Source organism: Geomonas paludis, assembly GCF_014193585.1.
Classification (GTDB): domain Bacteria; phylum Desulfobacterota; class Desulfuromonadia; order Geobacterales; family Geobacteraceae; genus Geomonas; species Geomonas paludis.
In genome coordinates this window covers 223,417-241,134 of sequence record NZ_BLXY01000001.1, presented here as the reverse complement: position 1 = coordinate 241,134, position 17,718 = coordinate 223,417, and the positions used below count along the sequence as shown (strand labels likewise).

The following is a 17,718-nucleotide window of genomic DNA, read 5'->3' as shown; positions in this document are numbered from 1 at the left end:
CTTCGCGGACCGAAGCGCTACGGCGCGCAGGCCCGGCCTTCGGCCACCCTCTCCCGAAGGGAGAGGGTAATGGACGTCCAAAGGAGTAATCAAGAATGGCAGACAAATTCGCCTGGATAACCGAAGAGATGAACGCCCTGGAAGGGCAGGGGCTCAGGACCACCATCCGCACCATCGGCTCGGCCTGCGGACCCTGGATGGTGGTGGACGGCAAGAGGGTGCTCAACTTCTGCACCAACAACTACCTGGGGCTCGCCAACCACCCGCGCCTGAAGCAGGCGGCACAGGAAGCGGTGGAGCAGTGGGGGGTCGGCCCGGCGGCGGTACGCAGCATCGCCGGCACGCTGGAATTGCACCGCCAGCTGGAACAGCGGCTGGCGGCGTTCAAGGGGGTGGAGGACGCCCTCTACGTGCAGTCCGGCTTCTGCGCCAACCAGGCCGCCATCCCGCCCATGGTGGGCAAGGGGGACGTGATCTTCACCGACCGCTTGAACCACGCCAGCATCATCGACGGCTGCCGGCTCTCCTCCGCCAAGATCCTGGTCTACGAGCACTGCGATCTTGCCGACTGCGAGCGGGTCATCACGGAGAACATCGGCCAGTACCGGCGGGCGCTCCTCATCACCGACGGGGTCTTCTCCATGGACGGCGACATGGCCCCCTTGGACCAACTCTTCGAACTGTGCGAGCGGCACGGCATCATCACCATGGTGGACGACGCGCACGGCGAAGGGGTGCTCGGCCACGGCGGGCGCGGCATCGTGGACCATTTCCAGCTCAACGGCAAGTTCGACCTGGAGATCGGCACGCTCTCCAAGGCGTTCGGCGTCATGGGCGGGGTGATCGCGGGCAAGAAGGTGGTCATCGACTGGATCCGCCAGAAGGCGCGCCCCTTTCTCTTCTCCAGCGCGGTAACCGCCGCGGACACCGCCGCGTGCCTGGCCGCCGTGGACCTCCTGGAGGAGAGCACCGCACTGGTGCAAAAACTGTGGGACAACACGCGCTACTTCAAGGAAGGGATGCGCCAGGCCGGATTCGACATCGGCGCCAGCGTCACCCCCATCACGCCGGTGATGCTGGGTGAGGCCACCGTGGCGCAGGAGTTCTCGCGCCGCCTCTTCGCCGCGGAGCCCGGCATCTTCGCCATGCCGATAGGGTTCCCCACGGTGCCGCAGGGGAAGGCGCGCATCCGGGTCATGATCAGTGCCGCCCACACGCAGGATGACCTGGAAACCGGCCTGAAGACCTTCACCAGTATCGGCCGCGAGCTCGGCGTGATCGGCTGAGCATGCTTTTCCTCCCCTCCCCCTTGCCAACAGGGGGAGGGAAACTTCCTGCCTCTGACTCCTCTCTCATAGCCTCATGACTCAATCACCGTGCTTTATTGTCTATTGCATTATTGATATTGTGTGTTAATTTGAGTCAGCCAACAGTAACCTTTTAACAATCTGTCTTAAAGTCCTTCTTATGTCAGCCGATAGAGTCTCAAGGCTGATTTATGCCAGTAAACGCTTTTATGTGAATAGAAACCATGGGAGGTGCTGCATGTTCCACCCCAAACGGTTCTGCATCACGGGGACAAAGATTCTGCTGCTGTTGTGTCTGATCGCCTGGGGGCAATCCAGCGCCCACGCGGCCGGCTTCATCGTCATCGCCAACAAGAGCGTGATCGAAAGCACCCTCACCCGCGCCGAGTTGCAAGGCATCTACCTCGGCGAAAAGGTCAAGTGGGGCAACAGGAAACACATCAAAATTGCGGTCCTGGAAGAAGAACGCACGCTCAAGGAGTTCCTGCAGGTGATGCTGGGCAAGACCCCGTCCCAGTTCGACCAGCATTGGGTCAGGATGGTGACCACCGGCAAGGCCTCCCTGCCTCCGGCGTTTCCCGACTCACAACAGATGATCGATTTCGTCGCCAAGACCCCCAACGCCATCGGCTTCGTTGCCGGGGGGCAGACGGGTGACTCAGTGAAAACCATTGCCATCAAGTAGGGGGATCTCGATATGAAGAAAGCGTTGACCGCCATGATGCTGCTCGCCTTTACCGGGTCCGCCCACGCCGTGGACCTCGCCGGCGTCGAGATTCACGGCTTCGCCTCGCAAGGGTACATAAAGACCTCCCCGGACAACAATTTCCCCGTTTCCAACAGCGGCGAGGGCTCCTTCAACTTCAACGACTTCGCGGTGAACTTCTCCAAGGAGGTCAACCCCGACCTCCGTGTCGGCCTGCAGCTTCTGGCCATGGACCGCGGCAGCTACGGCAAGGACAAGATCACGCTGGACTGGGCCTTCGGCGACTACCGCGTCACCGACTGGCTGGGCTTCAGGGCCGGGAAGATCAAGATCCCCCTGGGGCTGTACAACGAGTCGCGCGACAACGACGCCGCGCGCACCTTCATTTTCCTGCCGCAAAACGAGTACTACGACTACGAGCGCGACTCGGTGAACGCCATCACCGGCGCGAGCATCTACGGATCGATCCCTGCCGGATCGGCCGGCACGGTCAACTACCAGTTCCAGGTCGGAACGACCCCGATCCCGCTGGACGGCGCTTCCGCCAGGAACTACTCGGCCTACATCTCCACGGTGGACGCGCCGCTGACCACCACCGACGTGAACTCCAGCACCGCGTTCGTGCACCACCTGGAATGGAGGACTCCGGTGGGGGTCCGCGCCACCTTCAGCGGGCTGCATACCTCCTTCGACGGCACCGCCACCGGGATCTACACCGATCCGGTCACCTCCGCCACCACCCCGGTCACCGCCCAGTGGAAGTTCGATTCGTGGCACCGCTACATCCTGGGAGTCGAGTACCTCTGGAACGACCTGACGCTCGCCACCGAGTACCAGAGGGACGACTACACCGTGTCGGCCGACTACCAAAACCCGGCCCTGGAGAACTTCACCTCCAGGCAGGCCTCGGACGGCTGGTACGTGAGCGCCGCCTACCGCTTCACCGACTGGTTCGAACTGGGGGGGTACTACACGGAAATCTACGCGGACCGGCATCACCGCAACGGATCGACCTTCGAGGATCTGGGCGTGGGGGCACCCTGGCAGACATGGCAGAAGGAAAAGGTCCTGACCCTTCGCTTCGACCCGGTGCGCAACCTGGTGCTCAAGGTCGAGGGACACCTGATCGACGGGACCTGGAACATGTCGGAGTACACCGACGCCTCCAAGCGGAACTGGTACCTGGTCGCCACCAAGGCGACGGTCTTCTTCTAGGCGGGGATTTTAACGGGCGACCTTGAGGCCCCTGGGGTTGCAGACCACCAAGGGGTCGTCCGCCTGCACCTTGCACTTGTTGCAATACACGATCGGCTTGGCACTGTGCCGCTCGAACTCTTCCATCCGGCCATCCTTCTTCAGCTTGCACATGTGCGTCCTGTGCCGCGCCGGCTGCTCACACTTCTCTTTATCTCCCATCAATCATTCTCCTATCCCATGCTTTACCCTCTCCCTCTGGGAGAGGGTGGCCGCAGGCCGGGTGAGGGCGCTGCCGCCAGGAAAATCTCGCCTATTGCAACGCCCCTCACCCCGACCCTCTCCCGGAGGGAGGGGGGGAAAGCGATCAAAGGCCGTACAGCGCGAGGGTGAGCAGCGCCGGAAAGATGTTCACTCCGGCAAAGGCCGCGCCCTGCCAGCGCTCGAACGGGTACAGCAACAGCGGCACGCAGAAGGCGATGCACCACAGGGGCGCATGCTGCCCCGCGATGAGACCGAACACCGGGAGCATCAGCGTCGCCGCGATCATGGCCAGCAGCCAGAGCACCAGGAAGGGCGCCGGTCCGCGGAAAGTGCGCGGGACGAAGAGCGGCACCCCCGCCCGGCGGTAATCTTCGCCGTGCCTTTTCTGCAGCATCCAGAAGTGCGGCACCTGCCACAGGTACAGGATGCCGCACAGCAGCACGATCCTGAAATCGGTGACGGCGCCCCCGGCCGCGCTCCAGCCTATCAAGGGGGGCAGCGCTCCGCAGATGGCGCCTATCAGCAGGGCGAACGGGGTACGGCGCTTGAGCGGGGTGTAGACGACGAGATACCAGGAAAGCGTGCAGAGGGCGAGGCACAGCGGCAGCAGGCCGGTGGCGTTGAGAAGCAGCACCGCCGCGGCCAGGGTGGCAAGGGCGATGGTCAATGCGCCGGAGAGAGCCAGTTCCCCCGCGGGGAGCGGACGCAGCCTGGTACGGTCCATGACGTTGTCGAGGTCGCGCTCCAGCACCTGGTTGAAGGCGGAGGCGGCACAGGCCATCAGGAGGACGCCGCCAAAGAGAGGCAGCGCCCCCACCTGCGGTCCGGTCCGGCACAGAAGGTACCCGCCCAGCGCCGCCGTCGCGTTCATAAACGCCAGCGGGAGCCGGAACAGGCGGTACAGACCTTTGCATCGTTTGACAACTGCAGTTGCGATCACTTTTCCCCTTCCAGGAATTCCACTATCGCCTTCAGTTCCGCCTCCGGGATCTCGCTCTTGGGCATGATGGGGGGGAAGCCCTCCACGATGGCGGCACCGGGGTCGACGATCGATTCACGCAGGTACTTCTCGTCCGCCTTCACCGTTTCGGCCTTGCCGCCGCGGGTCACCTTGACCTGGCTGTCGTAGAGCCCCTTGAAGGTCGGGCCGACCTTGGGCGTGCCGTCCAGGGAATGGCAACCCAGGCAGCCGTACTTCTGCAGCAGTTCCTGTCCCTGCGCCCCGACACCGGCCGGTTTCTGTCCCAGCCACGCGGCGAACTGTTCCGGCGGTAGCGCCTCCACCGTGCTCACCATGGAGGAGTGCGCGGTGCCGCAGTACTGGGAGCAGAAGAGATCGTAACTGCCGGGAGTGGTGGCGACGAACCAGACGTGGTTCTTCATGCCGGGCACCACGTCGCGCTTGATCCTGAAGGCGGGGACGTAGAAGCCGTGCACCACGTCCTTGGAGACCAGGTTCACCTGCACCGGCCTCCCCACCGGCACGTAGAGCTTGGGGCTGGTCTTGCCGTTATCGTAGACGAAGCTCCAGGACCACATGCGCGCCTCGGCCGTCACCTGCATGGCGTTTTTGGGAACGGTCCTAAGCGACAGGTAGCTGGTCCAGCCGTAGTAGAACATGCCGATCACCAGCAGGGTGGGGAGCAGGGTCCAGACCACCTCCAGCAGCGGGCTCCCCGCCACCTGCGAGGTCGGCTCCGGGTTCTTGGAGCGGCGGTAGCGCACCACGAAGAAGATCATGGTGATGGTGATCCCCAAGAGGAGCACGGTGCAGGCGGCAAAGAGAAACTTGAACACCGGGTCGACTGCTTGCGTCGTCGTCAATAGCTGATTTTCCACGTTCGCCCCTTTAACGGTAGAGTACGTCGAAGAAGGTTCCCCCGATGAAGCCCGCCAGGGTGAAAAGCGCCACGAAAAGGATGATCCGGAACAGGCGCGGCTCGTACTTCATGTGCATGAAGAAGGCGATGACCAGGCCGGACTTGACACTGGCGATGGCCAGCGCCGCCCAGACCTTCCAGACGCCCAGCTCGACCCGGGTCACCATGATGGTCGCCGCGGTCAGGACTAAAAGCGCCACCCAGACGGTGGTCAGTTTTCCGTAACTCAGTATGTGTTCCGCGTGTTCTTCTGTCATACGTCACTCCAAGAATCAGATTAAGACTAAGATTAAGATAAAGTTTAATCCAACTGCCACGGTCCTAAGCCGTGGCCTTCGTCACGTGTTTTTTCTCAATCTCAATCTTTATCTTAATCTTTGCCCAGTTTGCCTCTAAAGAATCAAGTAGTAGAGCGGGAAGATGAAGATCCAGACCAGGTCGACCAGGTGCCAGTACAGGGTGACGTTTTCCAGCGTCACGTTGTCGCTTGCGTTGAGCCTCTCTTTTTGCACCATCACCGCGGTCCAACTCATCAGCACCGCGCCCACGATGACGTGGATGCCGTGCAGGCCGGTGGTGAGGTAGTAGAGGCTGAAGAAAATGGACTCGCCCGGCGGCCCCGCGATCAGCTTCGGGGAATTCGGGTAGATGCCGTGGTGGAACTTGGCGCTCCACTCCAGGTACTTGATGCCCAGGAAGATCAGCGCGCAGCCGATGGTGCCGGAAAGAAGGCCCAGGGTGAGCTTTTTCGCCCCGGTCTTGATCGCCGTGACCGACATGGCGGCGAACAGGGAACTGGTCAGCAGCACCACCGTGTTGGTGGCCCCGTAGACCAGGTCCAGCTGGTGACCACCCAACCCGAACTCTTTGGGGTAGCGGGTCAGGTAAACCGAATAGAGGATGAAGACGCCGCCGAAGAGCAGCATCTCCGTGAACAGGAACAACCACATGCCGAGCTTGGCGCCGAAACTGTCCTTTTCCAGGTGACTCATGGAACCCCCGCCCCTTTGAAATCATACGGCCCGTGGGTCACCACCGGGTCCTCTTCGAAATTCTCTGTCGGGGGCGGGGTCGCAATGCTCCACTCGAGGCTCGCCCCGCCCCAGGGGTTGCCGGTGAACGGCTCCCCCTTGAACAGCCCGCGCCACAGGTTCCAGACTACGATGGCCACCCCGGCCAGCATAATCCAGCTCCCCACCGTCGCCACGAAGTTAAGTCGGGCGAATTCCGGGAGGTAGTCGTAGTAGCGTCGCGGCATCCCCTCCATCCCCAGCACCTGCATGGTGAAGTAGAGGATGTTGAAGCCGATGAACATGAACACCCAGCCGATGATGGCCGGCTTTTCCTGGTAGCGGCGCCCGAAGTACTTGGGGAGCCAGTAGTGGGCCGCCGCGAAGAAGGCGAAGCCGGTGCCGCCGAACATGACGTAGTGGAAGTGCCCGACGACGAAGTGGGTGTCGTGCACGTGGATGTCGGTGGCGGCCGCGCCCAGGATGAGGCCGGAGAGCCCGCCGATGGAGAAGAGCAGGATGAAGGAGAGCGCGAAGAGCATGGGCGCTTCCAGCGATATCGACCCCTTGTACATGGTGGAGACCCAGTTGAACACCTTGATCGCCGAGGGGATGGCCACGATGAAGGTCAGGAAGGAGAAGACCAGGACGCCCAGGTCGCTCATCCCCGAGGTGTACATGTGGTGCCCCCAGACGGCCGAGCCGGCCGCCGCGATGGCGAGGCTCGAGAAGGCGATCATCTTGTAGCCGAAGATCGGCTTTCTGGAGAAGACCGGGATGATGTCGGAAATGACCCCCATGCCGGGCAGGATCATGATGTAGACCGCCGGGTGCGAATAGATCCAGAACATGTGCTGGTACATGACCGGGTCGCCGCCGCGGGTGGGGTCGAAGAGTCCGAGCCCCAGGATCCTCTCGGTGACGACGAGCAGCAGCGTGATGGCGATGATCGGGGTGGCGAGCACCTGGACCCAGGCGGTGGCGTAGAGGCTCCAGGTGAAGAGCGGTATCCGGGTCCAGGTCATACCGGGAGCGCGCATCCTGTGGATGGTGGTGATGAAGTTGATCCCGGTCAGGATGGAGGAAAAGCCGAGCACGAAGACGCCGAAAACCGCCAGCGAGACGTTGGTGGTGGTCCGGGCGCTGAAGGGAACGTAGAAGGTCCAGCCGGTGTCGGGGGCGCCGCCGCCGGTGAAGAGCGAGATGAGCACGATCACGGCGCCGATGGCGTAGAGCCACCAGGAGAAGAGGTTCACCCGCGGGAAGGCGACGTCCCGCGCTCCCAGTTGTATGGGGAGCACCAGGTTACCGAACGATGCCGGTATCCCGGGGATGATGAAGAGAAAGATCATCACCACCCCGTGCACGGTGAACATCGCGTTGTAGGTCTGCGCGGTCATGATGGTCGGCCCCGGCGCCATCAGCTCCAGCCGGATCAAAAGCCCGAGGAAGGCGCCGACCAGGAAGAAGCCGAGCACGCAGTAAAGGTACATCAACCCGATCCGCTTGTGGTCGGTCGAGAATATCCAGGCGCCGATCCCGGTCCTCCCGGTATCCCGCCAGAAGCCGCCTTCCGTCATTGCCGTTTCGTGAGCCATTTTTCCCCCAAACATGCAGCGCCCGCATCCTAGGCGTTGGTGTTGTTTCCCATGTTATTGCCGTTATTGCCGTTCCCGTTTCTCCCGTTTTTCCCGCCCACGACCAGGAAGATGATGAAGCCCACCACGCAGATGATGATCACCGTCGCGCTCACCCTGAGGATGTTGAACTCGTAGCTCTTGCTGTTGGGGTCGAAGCTGAAGCAGTAGCTTACCATCTTGCTTATCGTGGTGCCGACGCGCCCCTGGCGTGCCTCCATGAGGGCCAGCGTGACGTCCTTGGCGAGAAAATGGGTGCCGTAAAGGTAGCGCACGATCATGCCGTCCCGCGCCACGACGAAGCTCACCACGGGGTGTACGAAGTCGTTGCCCTTGCGCTGGAACTGGAAGCCGGCGGCATCGGTGAGACTGCGTATGTTGGCCGCGTCGCCGGTGAGGAAGGTCCAGTTACCCTCCGGGAACTTCCCTTTCATCACCGCCTGGTACATGTGCTTGGACTTCAGCGCCCGCTGCGGGTTCTCGCGCTCGTCGAAGCTGACCGAGATGATCCGGTATTCCTTCCCCGGTTCCAGCTTGATCTCCGGGAGCACCCTGGCCAGCCCCTCCTGCAGGTAGTTGCAGACGTTGGTGCAGGAATAGTAGACCGGGAGGATGATGGTCGGGCCGGTGACCAAGTCCCGCAGGCGCCGCTGGCGGCCGTTTTCGTCCTTGAAGACCAGGTCGAGCGGGATCTTGGCACCGAGCCGCTCTTCGAGCCCCACCTTGGCATCCGTTGGCGCCGCGCCCTCGTGATGGGCGGCGGCATCCTCCTCGCTATGGGCACGCACGGCAGCCGGGAAAAGCAGCAGGACCGCCACCCCCAACAGCACCGTACGCCTGAGAATACCAATGATACTCATCGCTTCCATTACACCTCTCATGGGAAAAACAAGTGCTCATTATAAATCAATCTTCCTCCCTGTCCACATGAGGCGAAATTATTTCGGCCGGTACAGGTCCCGGTCCGTGCTTTTTCCCTGTGTTGTCTGCGATATACCCTATGTCAGAAGATTAAACTTGACTTAATCTCCCCATACATTAGACTGTGCCAATGTCATTCCTCATATGGCAGTCTGGCCGGGGAGCCTCCGATGCTTTCCCGGCAACAAGGAGGCCGGTTATGAAGAGTTTTCCTTGCAAGATCGTGATGGCAGTCATCATCCTCTCCTGCGGTTTCGTCATGCAGATCGAACAGTCGGAAAATGTCCAGCACAGAGAGAGAAACCAGCACCTCACCAATCCCGAAGTTGCCGCCAATCTCGCCGCCGTCCAAGAGCGCCTGCACCAGAGCGGACGTCCTTCCTGGTAACACCGGATGCTCCCGCTTAATGTATACAGGATCAACGCAATCAGGATCCCGTTCGAACAGCGTCTGCTGTGGGATTTCCGCTTCAAAACCAACCAATAAGATTTAAAGTTTTGCTCCCGTTCAGACGATACTCTTCTTGACACTGTGAATTGCCAAGAAAAGGAGATCGTTCATGTCTTTTAGTGCCCGCCTCATTACGATCAACCTGGTTGCTGTTGGTGCAACGGTTGCCTCCATCATTGCTCTAGGGAACGGCGGCAACACCCTGGCCATGATAGCGGTGGGAACCTTCATCTTTGGACTCTCCGCGCTGGCCAGCTGGCTTGTGGCCCGCTCCGAATCTCGCATCCTGCGCGAGATCGCCGACGCATTGGAGGCCGCAGCCCAAGGGACCCTCTCCCGCCGGGTGGAGCAGATCCCCGGGGGTGAAGTCGGTCGCATCGCCAACGCCTTCAACAACATGATGGGGGACTGGAACAAGACCATGCACCAGTTCTTCACCGTCACCGACCTGGTGCGGGACTCCGTCGCGCTGGTGAGCGCCACCAACGACGCCATGGCCTCAGCGGCCGAAGACGTGGCCATGCAGGCATCCACCATCGCCACCGCCAGCGAAGAGATGTCCGCCACCTCCGCCGACATCGCCCGCAACTGCATCTACGCGGCCGAGAACGCCCACAAGGCGACCGCGGAGACCACCGCCGGCGCGGAGATCGTCCGCAACAGCGCCCGGCTCATGGAGAACATCGCCCAGCGGGTCACCTCCACCTCGACCTCGGTCGCGGGACTCGGGGAGCGCTCCGACCAGATCGGCGCCATCGCCGGCACCATCGAGGACATCGCCGACCAGACCAACCTCCTCGCCTTGAACGCGGCCATCGAAGCGGCGCGCGCCGGTGAAACCGGGCGCGGCTTCGCGGTCGTGGCGGACGAGGTGCGTGCCCTGGCCGAGCGGACCACCCGCGCCACCAAGGAGATCGACACCATGATCAAGTCGATCCAGAGCGAGACGCGGGACGCCGTCGGCGCCATGGGCGAGGGGGTGGAGCAGGTCAACCAGGGGACCGCCGAGACCTGCCGCTCCGGCGAGGCGCTGAACGGCATCCTGGCCATGATCAACGACCTGACCATGCAGCTCTCCCAGATCGCCACCGCCGCCGAGGAGCAGACCGCCACCACCCACGAGATCACCGGCAACATCCAGATGATCACCTCCGTGGTGAACAGCAACGTGGAGAGCGCCCGCAACACCAAGGCGGCCACCAGCAAGCTGGTGCAGCAGGTGGACGAGCTGCACGAACTGGTGTCCCACTTCCAGCTCTCCGACGCCATGGTCTGGGACCAGAGCTTCGCCACCACCATCAACACCTTCGACGATCAGCACAAGAAGCTGTTCGCCATGGTGAACGAGCTGGCCCAAGCGATGCAGCACAAACGCAGCAAAGAGGCTATCGGTTCCGTGCTGCAGCGCCTGATCGAGTACACCGGCAGCCACTTCGCCGCCGAGGAAGAGGCGTTCCGCAAGTCCGGCTACCCCGAGGAGGCTGCCCACGTCCAGCAGCACAAGGCCCTGGTGAGCCAGGTGCTCGAGCTCCAGCAGAAATTCAACTCCGGCGAAACCGTGCTCACCCACGACGTCATCGAGTTCCTGCAGAACTGGCTGGTGAACCACATCAAGGGGACCGACAAGCGCTACGCCCCCCACCTTTCCAAGGCCGGCATCCGCTAAAGGCATTTAACAGGGATAAAAGGGATAAAGGGGATAACTGCACAACCAAATGCTTTGGGTTTTAAACCAAGCCGTATGGTTTTTGCCGTTCATCCCTGTTACCCCTTTTATCCCTGTTAATTTGTTTTTCCTGCTTCTCCCTCCAATGAATTAAACCGGTTCTACTTCCCCTCGTTTTCTGCTACATTTCTTGGGCCACTATTTTCGCCCAAGAGGTTGCCATGTCTGACAAAACCGCACTCCTGCTGCTCCAGATGGGAGGCCCCGACTCGCTCGATGCCGTGCACCCTTTCCTCATGAACCTGTTCACGGATCGTGACATCATCAAGATCGGGCCGGCCTTTTTGCAGCCTTTCATCGCCCGGCGCATCGTCAACAAGCGGGCACCGGAGGTCACGGAGTTTTACCGCCAGATCGGCGGCAAGTCCCCGATCCGGGAGCTGACCGAGGCCCAGGGTGCGGGACTGCAGGCGCTTCTGGGCGATCGTTTCCGCGCCTTCGTCGCCATGCGCTACTCCCGTCCCTCCACCATCGACGCCCTGGCGGCGATCAAGCGCGAAGGGATCAAACGCGTGGTGGCGCTCTCGCTGTACCCGCACTACTCCAGGGCCACCACCGGCTCCAGCGTCAACGAACTGCAGCGCGTGCTCAAGGAGGCCAAGGCCGACTTCGAGATCATCTACGTCGACCGCTTCTACAACCATCCGCTCTACATCAAGGCGTTGGCCGGCAAGGTGATTCGGGGGCTGCAGTCCTTCCCCGACCCCAAGGACGTCCAGATCGTTTTCTCCGCCCACTCGCTTCCCCAGTCCTTCATCGACGAGGGCGATCCGTACCTGGCCCACATCCAGGAGACCGTGCGGCTGGTGATGGAACAGGTAGGGGAGGCGAACCACCTGCTCTGCTTCCAGTCCAAGGCGAGCAAGGTGAAGTGGCTGGAGCCGTCCACCGAGGCGACCATCCAGCGGCTGGCGGGCGAAGGGAAGGAGAACCTGTTGATGGTGCCGCTTTCCTTCGTCTCCGACCATATCGAGACACTTTACGAGATCGACATCCAGTACGCCGAGGAGGCCAAGGCGCACGGCATCAAGCGCTTCGTCAGGACCGAGTCGCTCAATTCCGACCCCATGTTCCTGGATTGCCTGGCCGACCTGGTGCGGACCACGGTAAAAGCATGAAAACCTGCAGCATCTGCAAGACCGAGTATGACGAGAACGAGCCGGATTCGCTGTACGGCGAGGCGGGAGAGTGGCTGGCGGAGGAATTCTTCAAGGATGCCGGCGAGCTCTGCAAGAGCTGCCGCGAGAACCGCGCCCGGCTGGTGATGATGTACGGGCACGAAATGAACACCTAAAACCTTAAAACCGTTAGCCACGGAGAACTTCGGAGAAAGTCTGAGAGAACCAAAACAAAGCTCCAGGTTTTGATTTTCTCAGATGTCCTCAGATTTTCTCCGTGGCCAATGGTTTGGCTTTTTTTTGGAGCTTTTATGGACCGGATCACGATTGACGGCATCAACCTTACCCTCGCCAACCCCATCGAGCTGCCGCTGCGCTGGGTGGGGGACGAGGAACTGCTCCGGCAGCTTTTGGCGGCCTGGATGGTCATCGACGAGCGCGACATCCCCTTCAACCCGCGCCTGATCGGCAAACCCGGCGTCGGCAAGACCACCCTCGCCTACGCCGCCGCCAAGAGACTGGGCCGCAAGGTCTACCTGTTCCAGGCCACCATGGACACCCGCCCCGAGGACCTGATCGTGACGCCGGTCATCGGCCCGGAAGGGACCATCCAGTACGCCGCGTCCTCGCTGGTGTCGGCGATGATCTCGGGAGGGGTACTGATCCTGGACGAAGGGAACCGGATGAGCGAGAAGGCCTGGGCGTCGCTGGCCCCGCTCCTGGACGACCGCCGCTACGTCGAGTCCATCATCACCGGCCTCAGAATCCAGGCGCACCCGGATTTCCGCATCGTGGTGACCATGAACGAGGACTCCTCCACCTTCGAGGTGCCTGAGTACATCCATTCCCGCCTGCAGCCGCAGCTCTTCATCGACTTCCCCGAGGCGGAGGAGGAACTGGCCATCCTGAAGGAGAATCTCCCCTTCGCCGGCAGCTCCATCCTCAACTACGTCGTGCAGTTCCTGCAGCGCGGCCATGCGGCGGACGAGCCCTACTCGGTGCGTGACGGCATCAACATCGCCCGCTACGCCCTGAAGATGATGACGGCGACCGAGAAAGACCCGCGCGAACTGCTGCCGCTCGCGGTGGAACGGATCCTCGGGGAAGAGGCGCTGCGTTATTTGAAGTAACCCTTCGTCCATTACCCTCGCCCCCCGGGAGAGGGTGGCCGCAGGCCGGGTGAGGGAGACGCCACAAAGGGAAAGAGGTGGAGCTGGCAGCACCCTCACCCCTGCCCCTCTCCCGGAGGGCGAGGGGAGTGGACAACTACTAGCGGCAGCTTTATCTAGAGCCATACATCTAACTTATGTCCGACCGACTCTACCTGGAACAATTCGGCAACGTCCACGCCCTCCCCATCCTGCACTACCGGATGGAGTTCGCCCACCTGGTGCGGGAGGCGTTTGAGACTGTAAAGCCGGACTGCATCGCGCTGGAGCTCCCGCAAACGCTGGAGCAGCAGTTCCTGCGCGGCGTGCGGCGCCTGCCGGAAATCTCGGTGCTCGCCTACCACGTCGCCGCCCAGTCCGTCTTCCTCATCATCGAGCCGGCCGATCCCCTGATCGAGGGGGCGCGGCTCGCCCTCGAGCACCAAGTCCCGCTGCACCTGGTCGACATCGACCTCGACTCCTACCCTGCCCACCCGGAACAACTCCCCGATTCCTACTCGGTGCAGCGCATCGGCCTGGAGCCGTTCTACCGCGAAGTCGCCAAACTGTACCGGGATATCCCGCCAGGAGAGGAGGACCTGCGCCGGGAGCGCGGCATGGCCTACCGCCTGCGGCAGCTTTCCCAGCAGCACGAGCGCGTCCTCTTCATCTGCGGCATGGCGCACCTGGAGCGGATCCGGCGTGATTTCGACGCACCGCAGGCCCAGCCCCTCACCCGCACCCGCCGCGAGGGGATCACCATCTTCAACCTGCACCCGGAATGCTGCCACGAGGTGCTGGCCGAGTACCCGTTCCTTTCCGCCCTCTACGAGACCAGGCGCTCTCCCCTCCCCCCTGAACCCGCTCCCGGCGGCCCTTCGCTGAGAAAAAGCTTCAACGCCTTCGAGCTGATCCTGGGCGGAAAGCAGAGCATCCCGGAAGAGGAGGCGCTGGCCGAATCGGTGCAGAGAAGCGCGCATCGCATCGGGCCCGAAGGGGAACTGCCCGACCGGCAGAAGATCATGCTGCGGCTCTTTTTGGAAGCTGCGCGACACTACCGGCAGGAGACCGGCGACAAGGTGCACTTCTGGCAGAAGCGGGCCTTCTTTCGCTTTGCCCGCAACTATGCGCTGTTGTCGCGCATGCTGCTCCCGGACCTGTTCCAGATGCTCGCCGCCGCGCGCGGCTGCCTGGATGACAACTTCGCCTACGCCTTCTTCCGGCTGGCCGCCCACTACCCCTGGCAGAAGGAGGCGAGCGACATCCCCACCCTGCGCCTTTCCGCCGCCGAGCTCTGGTCCGCCACCAAGAGGATCAGGTTCCGCCCGCGCGAGCAGGTGCGCGCCAAGGGGCTCTCGCGGCTCAAGATGATGAACCGCAAGAAGGAGAAGCGGCCCGGCGACTGGCTGGAGGGGTTCGACGACCCGTACATCTGCTCCTTCCCCCCCGAGGATGTCAGCATCGAGGAATACGGCCGCAACCTGAAGCGGATCGGGGCCCGGCAGTTGAGCGAGGAGGCGAGCAAGTCCGAGCCGTTCAGTTCGTCGCTTCTGGACGGGATCGACATGCGCGAGACGTTGCGCAACATTCACGAAGGGAAGATTTACGTCCGGGAGAACAAGCGGCAGAAGAGCGGCGTCGGATGCGTGGTGGTGATCCTCGACGAGGACAAGGAAGGGACCAAGTACCCGTACTGCATGACGTGGCTGGGCGAGCACGCGCAGGAGTCCGACATGGCCTTCTACGCCACGCCGCCTACCGACAACATCGTGGGACCCGGGATTTCGCGCTGCGAGTACGGCGGATTTTTATTGAGCTACCCGCCGCGGCGCATGGTGGACGTCTGGCACGACCCCGACTACCGGTACGCGCTCGGCAAGTCGGAGCACCTGCTCATGGCGGCGCTCGACTATTCGCTGGAAAAGGACGTGGTGTACGCCGCCGCCAAGCCCCCCAGAAGTTTCATGAAGCAGCACGCGGCGCGGCTGGGCAAGAGGATCATCTACCTGCCGCTGGGCAGCCTCTCCCCCGTCGCCCTCAAGAAGCTGCGCGCCTTCCACATCCTCTACGGGCGGGACAAGCGGGATATCGCCAAGGATTATATTTGGTAAGAAGGTAGGGCGGTGGACGGGCGAATGATTATTTGCCCCTACAGGTGGACATGTTTTTGTATGGGTGTATAGCCATCGCGCAGGGCACGGTTTGTAGGGGCGAATAATCATTCGCCCAGCACGCGCGCCCAAAGGGGAGCCCCCCCTAAAAAAGACAAAGGCCCTCGAACCGCAGGGCCTTTATCTTTTTCCTTAGTCTTAATCTCAGTCTTAATCTGCTTCTCCTACCCCTTCCTCAACACCCTCTTGTCCCCCATGCGGATGGTGAGCTTTTCCTGGTCGAAGTACTCCAAAAGCGGGATCATGAACTTCCTGGACAACCCGGTGATGTCGCGGAACTCCGGCGGGGTGATCTCTCCCTTCTCCTTCAGATGCGCCACCAGCTTGTCCCGCAACTCGTTGACGGCACCGGGGGCATAGAAGATGTCTCCCTTGATCTTGGCCACCCTCCCCTCGCGGAACATCATGTTGGCGTGATCGAGCACCTGCTTCTCGGTAGCGCCCACCAGGTCGCACAGCTCCTTCAGGGTGGGGGGCTCGAACCATGCCTTGGTCAGCGCCTCTTCCAGGGCGCGCTGCACGCTGGCCTGGTCCTGGGTCACGCCGACCTTGCGCCCGGGGAGCTTCACCAGTTCACGATCGGATAGCGCCAGCCCGTCCTTTTCCAGGCTCGCCAGCACCGGCCCGAAGAAGCGCGCGTCGCTGCGCCTGGGTATCCGGGATTTCAGTTCCTCCTTGCCGATGCCTTCCTGCATCGGGTTTTCCCGGAGGTACTCGTGCAACTCCTCGGAAAGCCTCTGCTTCAACTGCGCGAAGGCGTCCTTGCTGAGGAAGATGCGCGGCTCCTTGACCACCTGAAGCACCGCTCCGCTGGAAAGCAGGGGCGCCAGGGCGGCTTCGATCCTTTTTCCGGACATCCCGGAACGGTTCACCATCTCCTGGATGGAGATCCCGGAGAGCAGCGACGACTCGACCAGCAGCCGGATGCGCTCCTGGTCCACACCGGATTCGGCTGCCTCCAGAAGAGCGAGTGCCTCTGCTGAACGGCGGCGACGGCGCGGCGGGGCGGGGTCCAGAACGGTGCCGCCGCCCAGGGTGGCCTGGGGGGAGTAGGTGCGCAGCACGAACGGGTCGCCCGGCAAGAGCAGTACCGGGTGGTCGAGGCGCAGTTGCACGTAGGCGCTGTCACCGGGCTGGAGAGAGTCGCGATCGAACAGGATCACCTTGGCAGGAACCTCATAGGTGGCCGAGTGCAGACGGACACCGGCGCGGTGCTTCAAATCCTTGCCCATGGAGGCGAGGTAGTTGAGCCGGACGTCGACGGCGCTGGTCGGCTTGTAGAGTCCCTTGGGAACCACCACGTCACCGCGCTGCACGTCGGTGTGGTCCACACCCTGCAGGTTCACCGCGAGCCTTTCGCCCGCGCCGCCCTTTTCCACCTTGGAGCCGAAAGACTGCACGCCGCGCACGCGGCAGGCGATGCCGGAGGGGAGGATTTCCACCTCGTCGCCGACCGTGACGGCACCGGAGAGGAGCGTGCCGGTAACGACGGTGCCGAAACCGGTCACGGTAAAGACGCGGTCCACCGGGAGCCGGAAGGGGGAGTCGACCCGCTTCTGCTCGATCTCCTTCGCCATCTTCGTCAGTTCCGCCTTCAGGTTTTCGATACCGTCGCCGGTGCGGGAGGAAACGGAAACGATGGGGGCACCGGCGAGGAAGCTGTCGGCGAGGTAGTCGCGTACCTCCTCGGTGACCAGGTCGAGCCAGTCCGGTTCCACCATGTCCTTCTTGGTGAGCACCACGATGCCCCGCTTCACCCCCAGCAACTGGCAGATCTCCAGGTGCTCGCGGGTCTGGGGCATGATCCCCTCGTCCGCGGCGATCACCAGCAGCACCAGGTCCATGCCGCCCACGCCGGCGACCATGGTGCGCACGAAGCGCTCGTGGCCCGGAACGTCGACGATGCCGAAGCGCAGGTCTCCCGGGAGTTCCAAGTGGGCGAAGCCCAGTTCGATGGTGATGCCGCGGGCTTTCTCCTCTTTGAGGCGATCGGTATCAACGCCGGTCAGCGCCTTCACCAGCGAGGTCTTGCCATGGTCTATGTGTCCGGCGGTGCCGAGAATGAGATGCTTCATGGGGGGTGCTCCGTGAAAAAAGTGCTTCTTATATCTCAATTTTTGAATGAAAGGTCAATCTTTCTGTCGCCCCATTTCCCCTCTCCCTTCGGGAGAGGGTGGCCGTAGGC

17 protein-coding genes are annotated in these 17,718 nt (G+C 62.2%); 9 read left to right on the top strand and 8 right to left on the bottom strand.

Features of this window, described 5'->3' with window-relative positions; translation table 11 throughout:
- Positions 1-95: 95 nt before the first annotated feature.
- The 3 genes from H7687_RS01030 to H7687_RS01020 all read left to right on the top strand — a co-directional run bounded on the left by H7687_RS01030 (position 96) and on the right by H7687_RS01020 (position 3,228).
- On the top strand, positions 96-1,286 hold the full coding sequence (locus H7687_RS01030; RefSeq protein WP_183344191.1) for a glycine C-acetyltransferase: 1,191 nt from the start codon (positions 96-98) through the stop codon (positions 1,284-1,286).
- A gap of 259 nt (positions 1,287-1,545) precedes the next feature.
- The gene (locus H7687_RS01025; RefSeq protein WP_183344190.1) at positions 1,546-1,992 is read left to right on the top strand and encodes a hypothetical protein; all 447 of its coding nucleotides are present in this window, start codon (positions 1,546-1,548) and stop codon (positions 1,990-1,992) included.
- 12 nt (positions 1,993-2,004) lie between these two features.
- The gene (locus H7687_RS01020; RefSeq protein WP_183344188.1) at positions 2,005-3,228 is read left to right on the top strand and encodes a TonB-dependent receptor; all 1,224 of its coding nucleotides are present in this window, start codon (positions 2,005-2,007) and stop codon (positions 3,226-3,228) included.
- A 9-nt stretch (positions 3,229-3,237) separates the two neighbouring features.
- Here the strand turns inward: H7687_RS01020 and H7687_RS01015 are convergent, their stop codons facing one another.
- The 7 genes from H7687_RS01015 to H7687_RS00985 form a co-directional block, all read right to left on the bottom strand.
- The gene (locus tag H7687_RS01015) at positions 3,238-3,429 is read right to left on the bottom strand and encodes a hypothetical protein (protein ID WP_183344186.1); all 192 of its coding nucleotides are present in this window, start codon (positions 3,427-3,429) and stop codon (positions 3,238-3,240) included.
- Between the two features lie 145 nt (positions 3,430-3,574).
- Positions 3,575-4,342, bottom strand: a complete 768-nt coding sequence (locus H7687_RS01010; RefSeq protein WP_183345990.1) for a protoheme IX farnesyltransferase — start codon at positions 4,340-4,342, stop codon at positions 3,575-3,577.
- A 65-nt stretch (positions 4,343-4,407) separates the two neighbouring features.
- Positions 4,408-5,295 carry a cytochrome c oxidase subunit II gene (gene coxB / locus H7687_RS01005; RefSeq protein WP_246404491.1) on the bottom strand — a complete coding sequence of 296 codons (888 nt, stop codon included), beginning with the start codon at positions 5,293-5,295 and terminating at the stop codon, positions 4,408-4,410.
- Positions 5,296-5,320: 25 nt separating this feature from the next.
- A complete protein-coding gene (locus H7687_RS01000; RefSeq protein WP_183344182.1) occupies positions 5,321-5,608 on the bottom strand; it encodes a cytochrome C oxidase subunit IV family protein in 288 nt (95 codons plus the stop codon).
- A gap of 135 nt (positions 5,609-5,743) precedes the next feature.
- Positions 5,744-6,343: a cytochrome c oxidase subunit 3 family protein gene (locus tag H7687_RS00995; protein WP_183344180.1), complete on the bottom strand. Its 600-nt coding sequence runs from the start codon at positions 6,341-6,343 to the stop codon at positions 5,744-5,746.
- The gene (gene ctaD / locus H7687_RS00990; RefSeq protein ID WP_183344178.1) at positions 6,340-7,959 is read right to left on the bottom strand and encodes a cytochrome c oxidase subunit I; all 1,620 of its coding nucleotides are present in this window, start codon (positions 7,957-7,959) and stop codon (positions 6,340-6,342) included. The genes H7687_RS00995 and ctaD overlap by 4 nt, the downstream gene beginning before the upstream one ends.
- 29 nt (positions 7,960-7,988) lie before the next feature.
- Positions 7,989-8,867, bottom strand: a complete 879-nt coding sequence (locus H7687_RS00985) for an SCO family protein (protein ID WP_246404487.1) — start codon at positions 8,865-8,867, stop codon at positions 7,989-7,991.
- A 251-nt stretch (positions 8,868-9,118) separates the two neighbouring features.
- On the opposite strand from H7687_RS00985, the gene H7687_RS00980 reads away from it, so the two are divergent.
- The 6 genes from H7687_RS00980 to H7687_RS00955 all read left to right on the top strand — a co-directional run bounded on the left by H7687_RS00980 (position 9,119) and on the right by H7687_RS00955 (position 15,473).
- A complete protein-coding gene (locus tag H7687_RS00980; RefSeq protein ID WP_183344176.1) occupies positions 9,119-9,307 on the top strand; it encodes a hypothetical protein in 189 nt (62 codons plus the stop codon).
- Between the two features lie 172 nt (positions 9,308-9,479).
- On the top strand, positions 9,480-11,036 hold the full coding sequence (locus H7687_RS00975; protein WP_183344174.1) for a bacteriohemerythrin: 1,557 nt from the start codon (positions 9,480-9,482) through the stop codon (positions 11,034-11,036).
- Between the two features lie 221 nt (positions 11,037-11,257).
- Entirely contained in the window at positions 11,258-12,214 is a 957-nt protein-coding gene (hemH, locus tag H7687_RS00970; RefSeq protein WP_183344172.1) for a ferrochelatase, read from the top strand.
- Positions 12,211-12,390 carry a hypothetical protein gene (locus tag H7687_RS00965; protein ID WP_183344170.1) on the top strand — a complete coding sequence of 60 codons (180 nt, stop codon included), beginning with the start codon at positions 12,211-12,213 and terminating at the stop codon, positions 12,388-12,390. Before hemH ends, H7687_RS00965 begins: the two co-directional genes overlap by 4 nt.
- Before the next feature lie 135 nt (positions 12,391-12,525).
- Positions 12,526-13,344: an AAA family ATPase gene (locus H7687_RS00960; RefSeq protein ID WP_183344168.1), complete on the top strand. Its 819-nt coding sequence runs from the start codon at positions 12,526-12,528 to the stop codon at positions 13,342-13,344.
- Between the two features lie 176 nt (positions 13,345-13,520).
- Positions 13,521-15,473: a TraB/GumN family protein gene (locus H7687_RS00955; RefSeq protein WP_183344167.1), complete on the top strand. Its 1,953-nt coding sequence runs from the start codon at positions 13,521-13,523 to the stop codon at positions 15,471-15,473.
- A 224-nt stretch (positions 15,474-15,697) separates the two neighbouring features.
- Here H7687_RS00955 and selB read toward each other — a convergent pair whose 3' ends face one another.
- On the bottom strand, positions 15,698-17,608 hold the full coding sequence (selB, locus tag H7687_RS00950) for a selenocysteine-specific translation elongation factor (protein ID WP_183344165.1): 1,911 nt from the start codon (positions 17,606-17,608) through the stop codon (positions 15,698-15,700).
- Positions 17,609-17,718 lie beyond the last annotated feature (110 nt).

Coding starts and splice junctions, on each gene's coding strand:
- H7687_RS01030 (WP_183344191.1), top strand. CDS start 96: ATGGCAGACAAATTCGCCTGGATAACCGAAGAGATGAACGCCCTGGAA.
- H7687_RS01025 (WP_183344190.1), top strand. CDS start 1,546: ATGTTCCACCCCAAACGGTTCTGCATCACGGGGACAAAGATTCTGCTG.
- H7687_RS01020 (WP_183344188.1), top strand. CDS start 2,005: ATGAAGAAAGCGTTGACCGCCATGATGCTGCTCGCCTTTACCGGGTCC.
- H7687_RS01015 (WP_183344186.1), bottom strand. CDS start 3,429: ATGGGAGATAAAGAGAAGTGTGAGCAGCCGGCGCGGCACAGGACGCAC.
- H7687_RS01010 (WP_183345990.1), bottom strand. CDS start 4,342: ATGAACGCGACGGCGGCGCTGGGCGGGTACCTTCTGTGCCGGACCGGA.
- H7687_RS01000 (WP_183344182.1), bottom strand. CDS start 5,608: ATGACAGAAGAACACGCGGAACACATACTGAGTTACGGAAAACTGACC.
- H7687_RS00995 (WP_183344180.1), bottom strand. CDS start 6,343: ATGAGTCACCTGGAAAAGGACAGTTTCGGCGCCAAGCTCGGCATGTGG.
- ctaD (WP_183344178.1), bottom strand. CDS start 7,959: ATGGCTCACGAAACGGCAATGACGGAAGGCGGCTTCTGGCGGGATACC.
- H7687_RS00985 (WP_246404487.1), bottom strand. CDS start 8,867: ATGGAAGCGATGAGTATCATTGGTATTCTCAGGCGTACGGTGCTGTTG.
- H7687_RS00980 (WP_183344176.1), top strand. CDS start 9,119: ATGAAGAGTTTTCCTTGCAAGATCGTGATGGCAGTCATCATCCTCTCC.
- H7687_RS00975 (WP_183344174.1), top strand. CDS start 9,480: ATGTCTTTTAGTGCCCGCCTCATTACGATCAACCTGGTTGCTGTTGGT.
- hemH (WP_183344172.1), top strand. CDS start 11,258: ATGTCTGACAAAACCGCACTCCTGCTGCTCCAGATGGGAGGCCCCGAC.
- H7687_RS00965 (WP_183344170.1), top strand. CDS start 12,211: ATGAAAACCTGCAGCATCTGCAAGACCGAGTATGACGAGAACGAGCCG.
- H7687_RS00960 (WP_183344168.1), top strand. CDS start 12,526: ATGGACCGGATCACGATTGACGGCATCAACCTTACCCTCGCCAACCCC.
- H7687_RS00955 (WP_183344167.1), top strand. CDS start 13,521: ATGTCCGACCGACTCTACCTGGAACAATTCGGCAACGTCCACGCCCTC.
- selB (WP_183344165.1), bottom strand. CDS start 17,608: ATGAAGCATCTCATTCTCGGCACCGCCGGACACATAGACCATGGCAAG.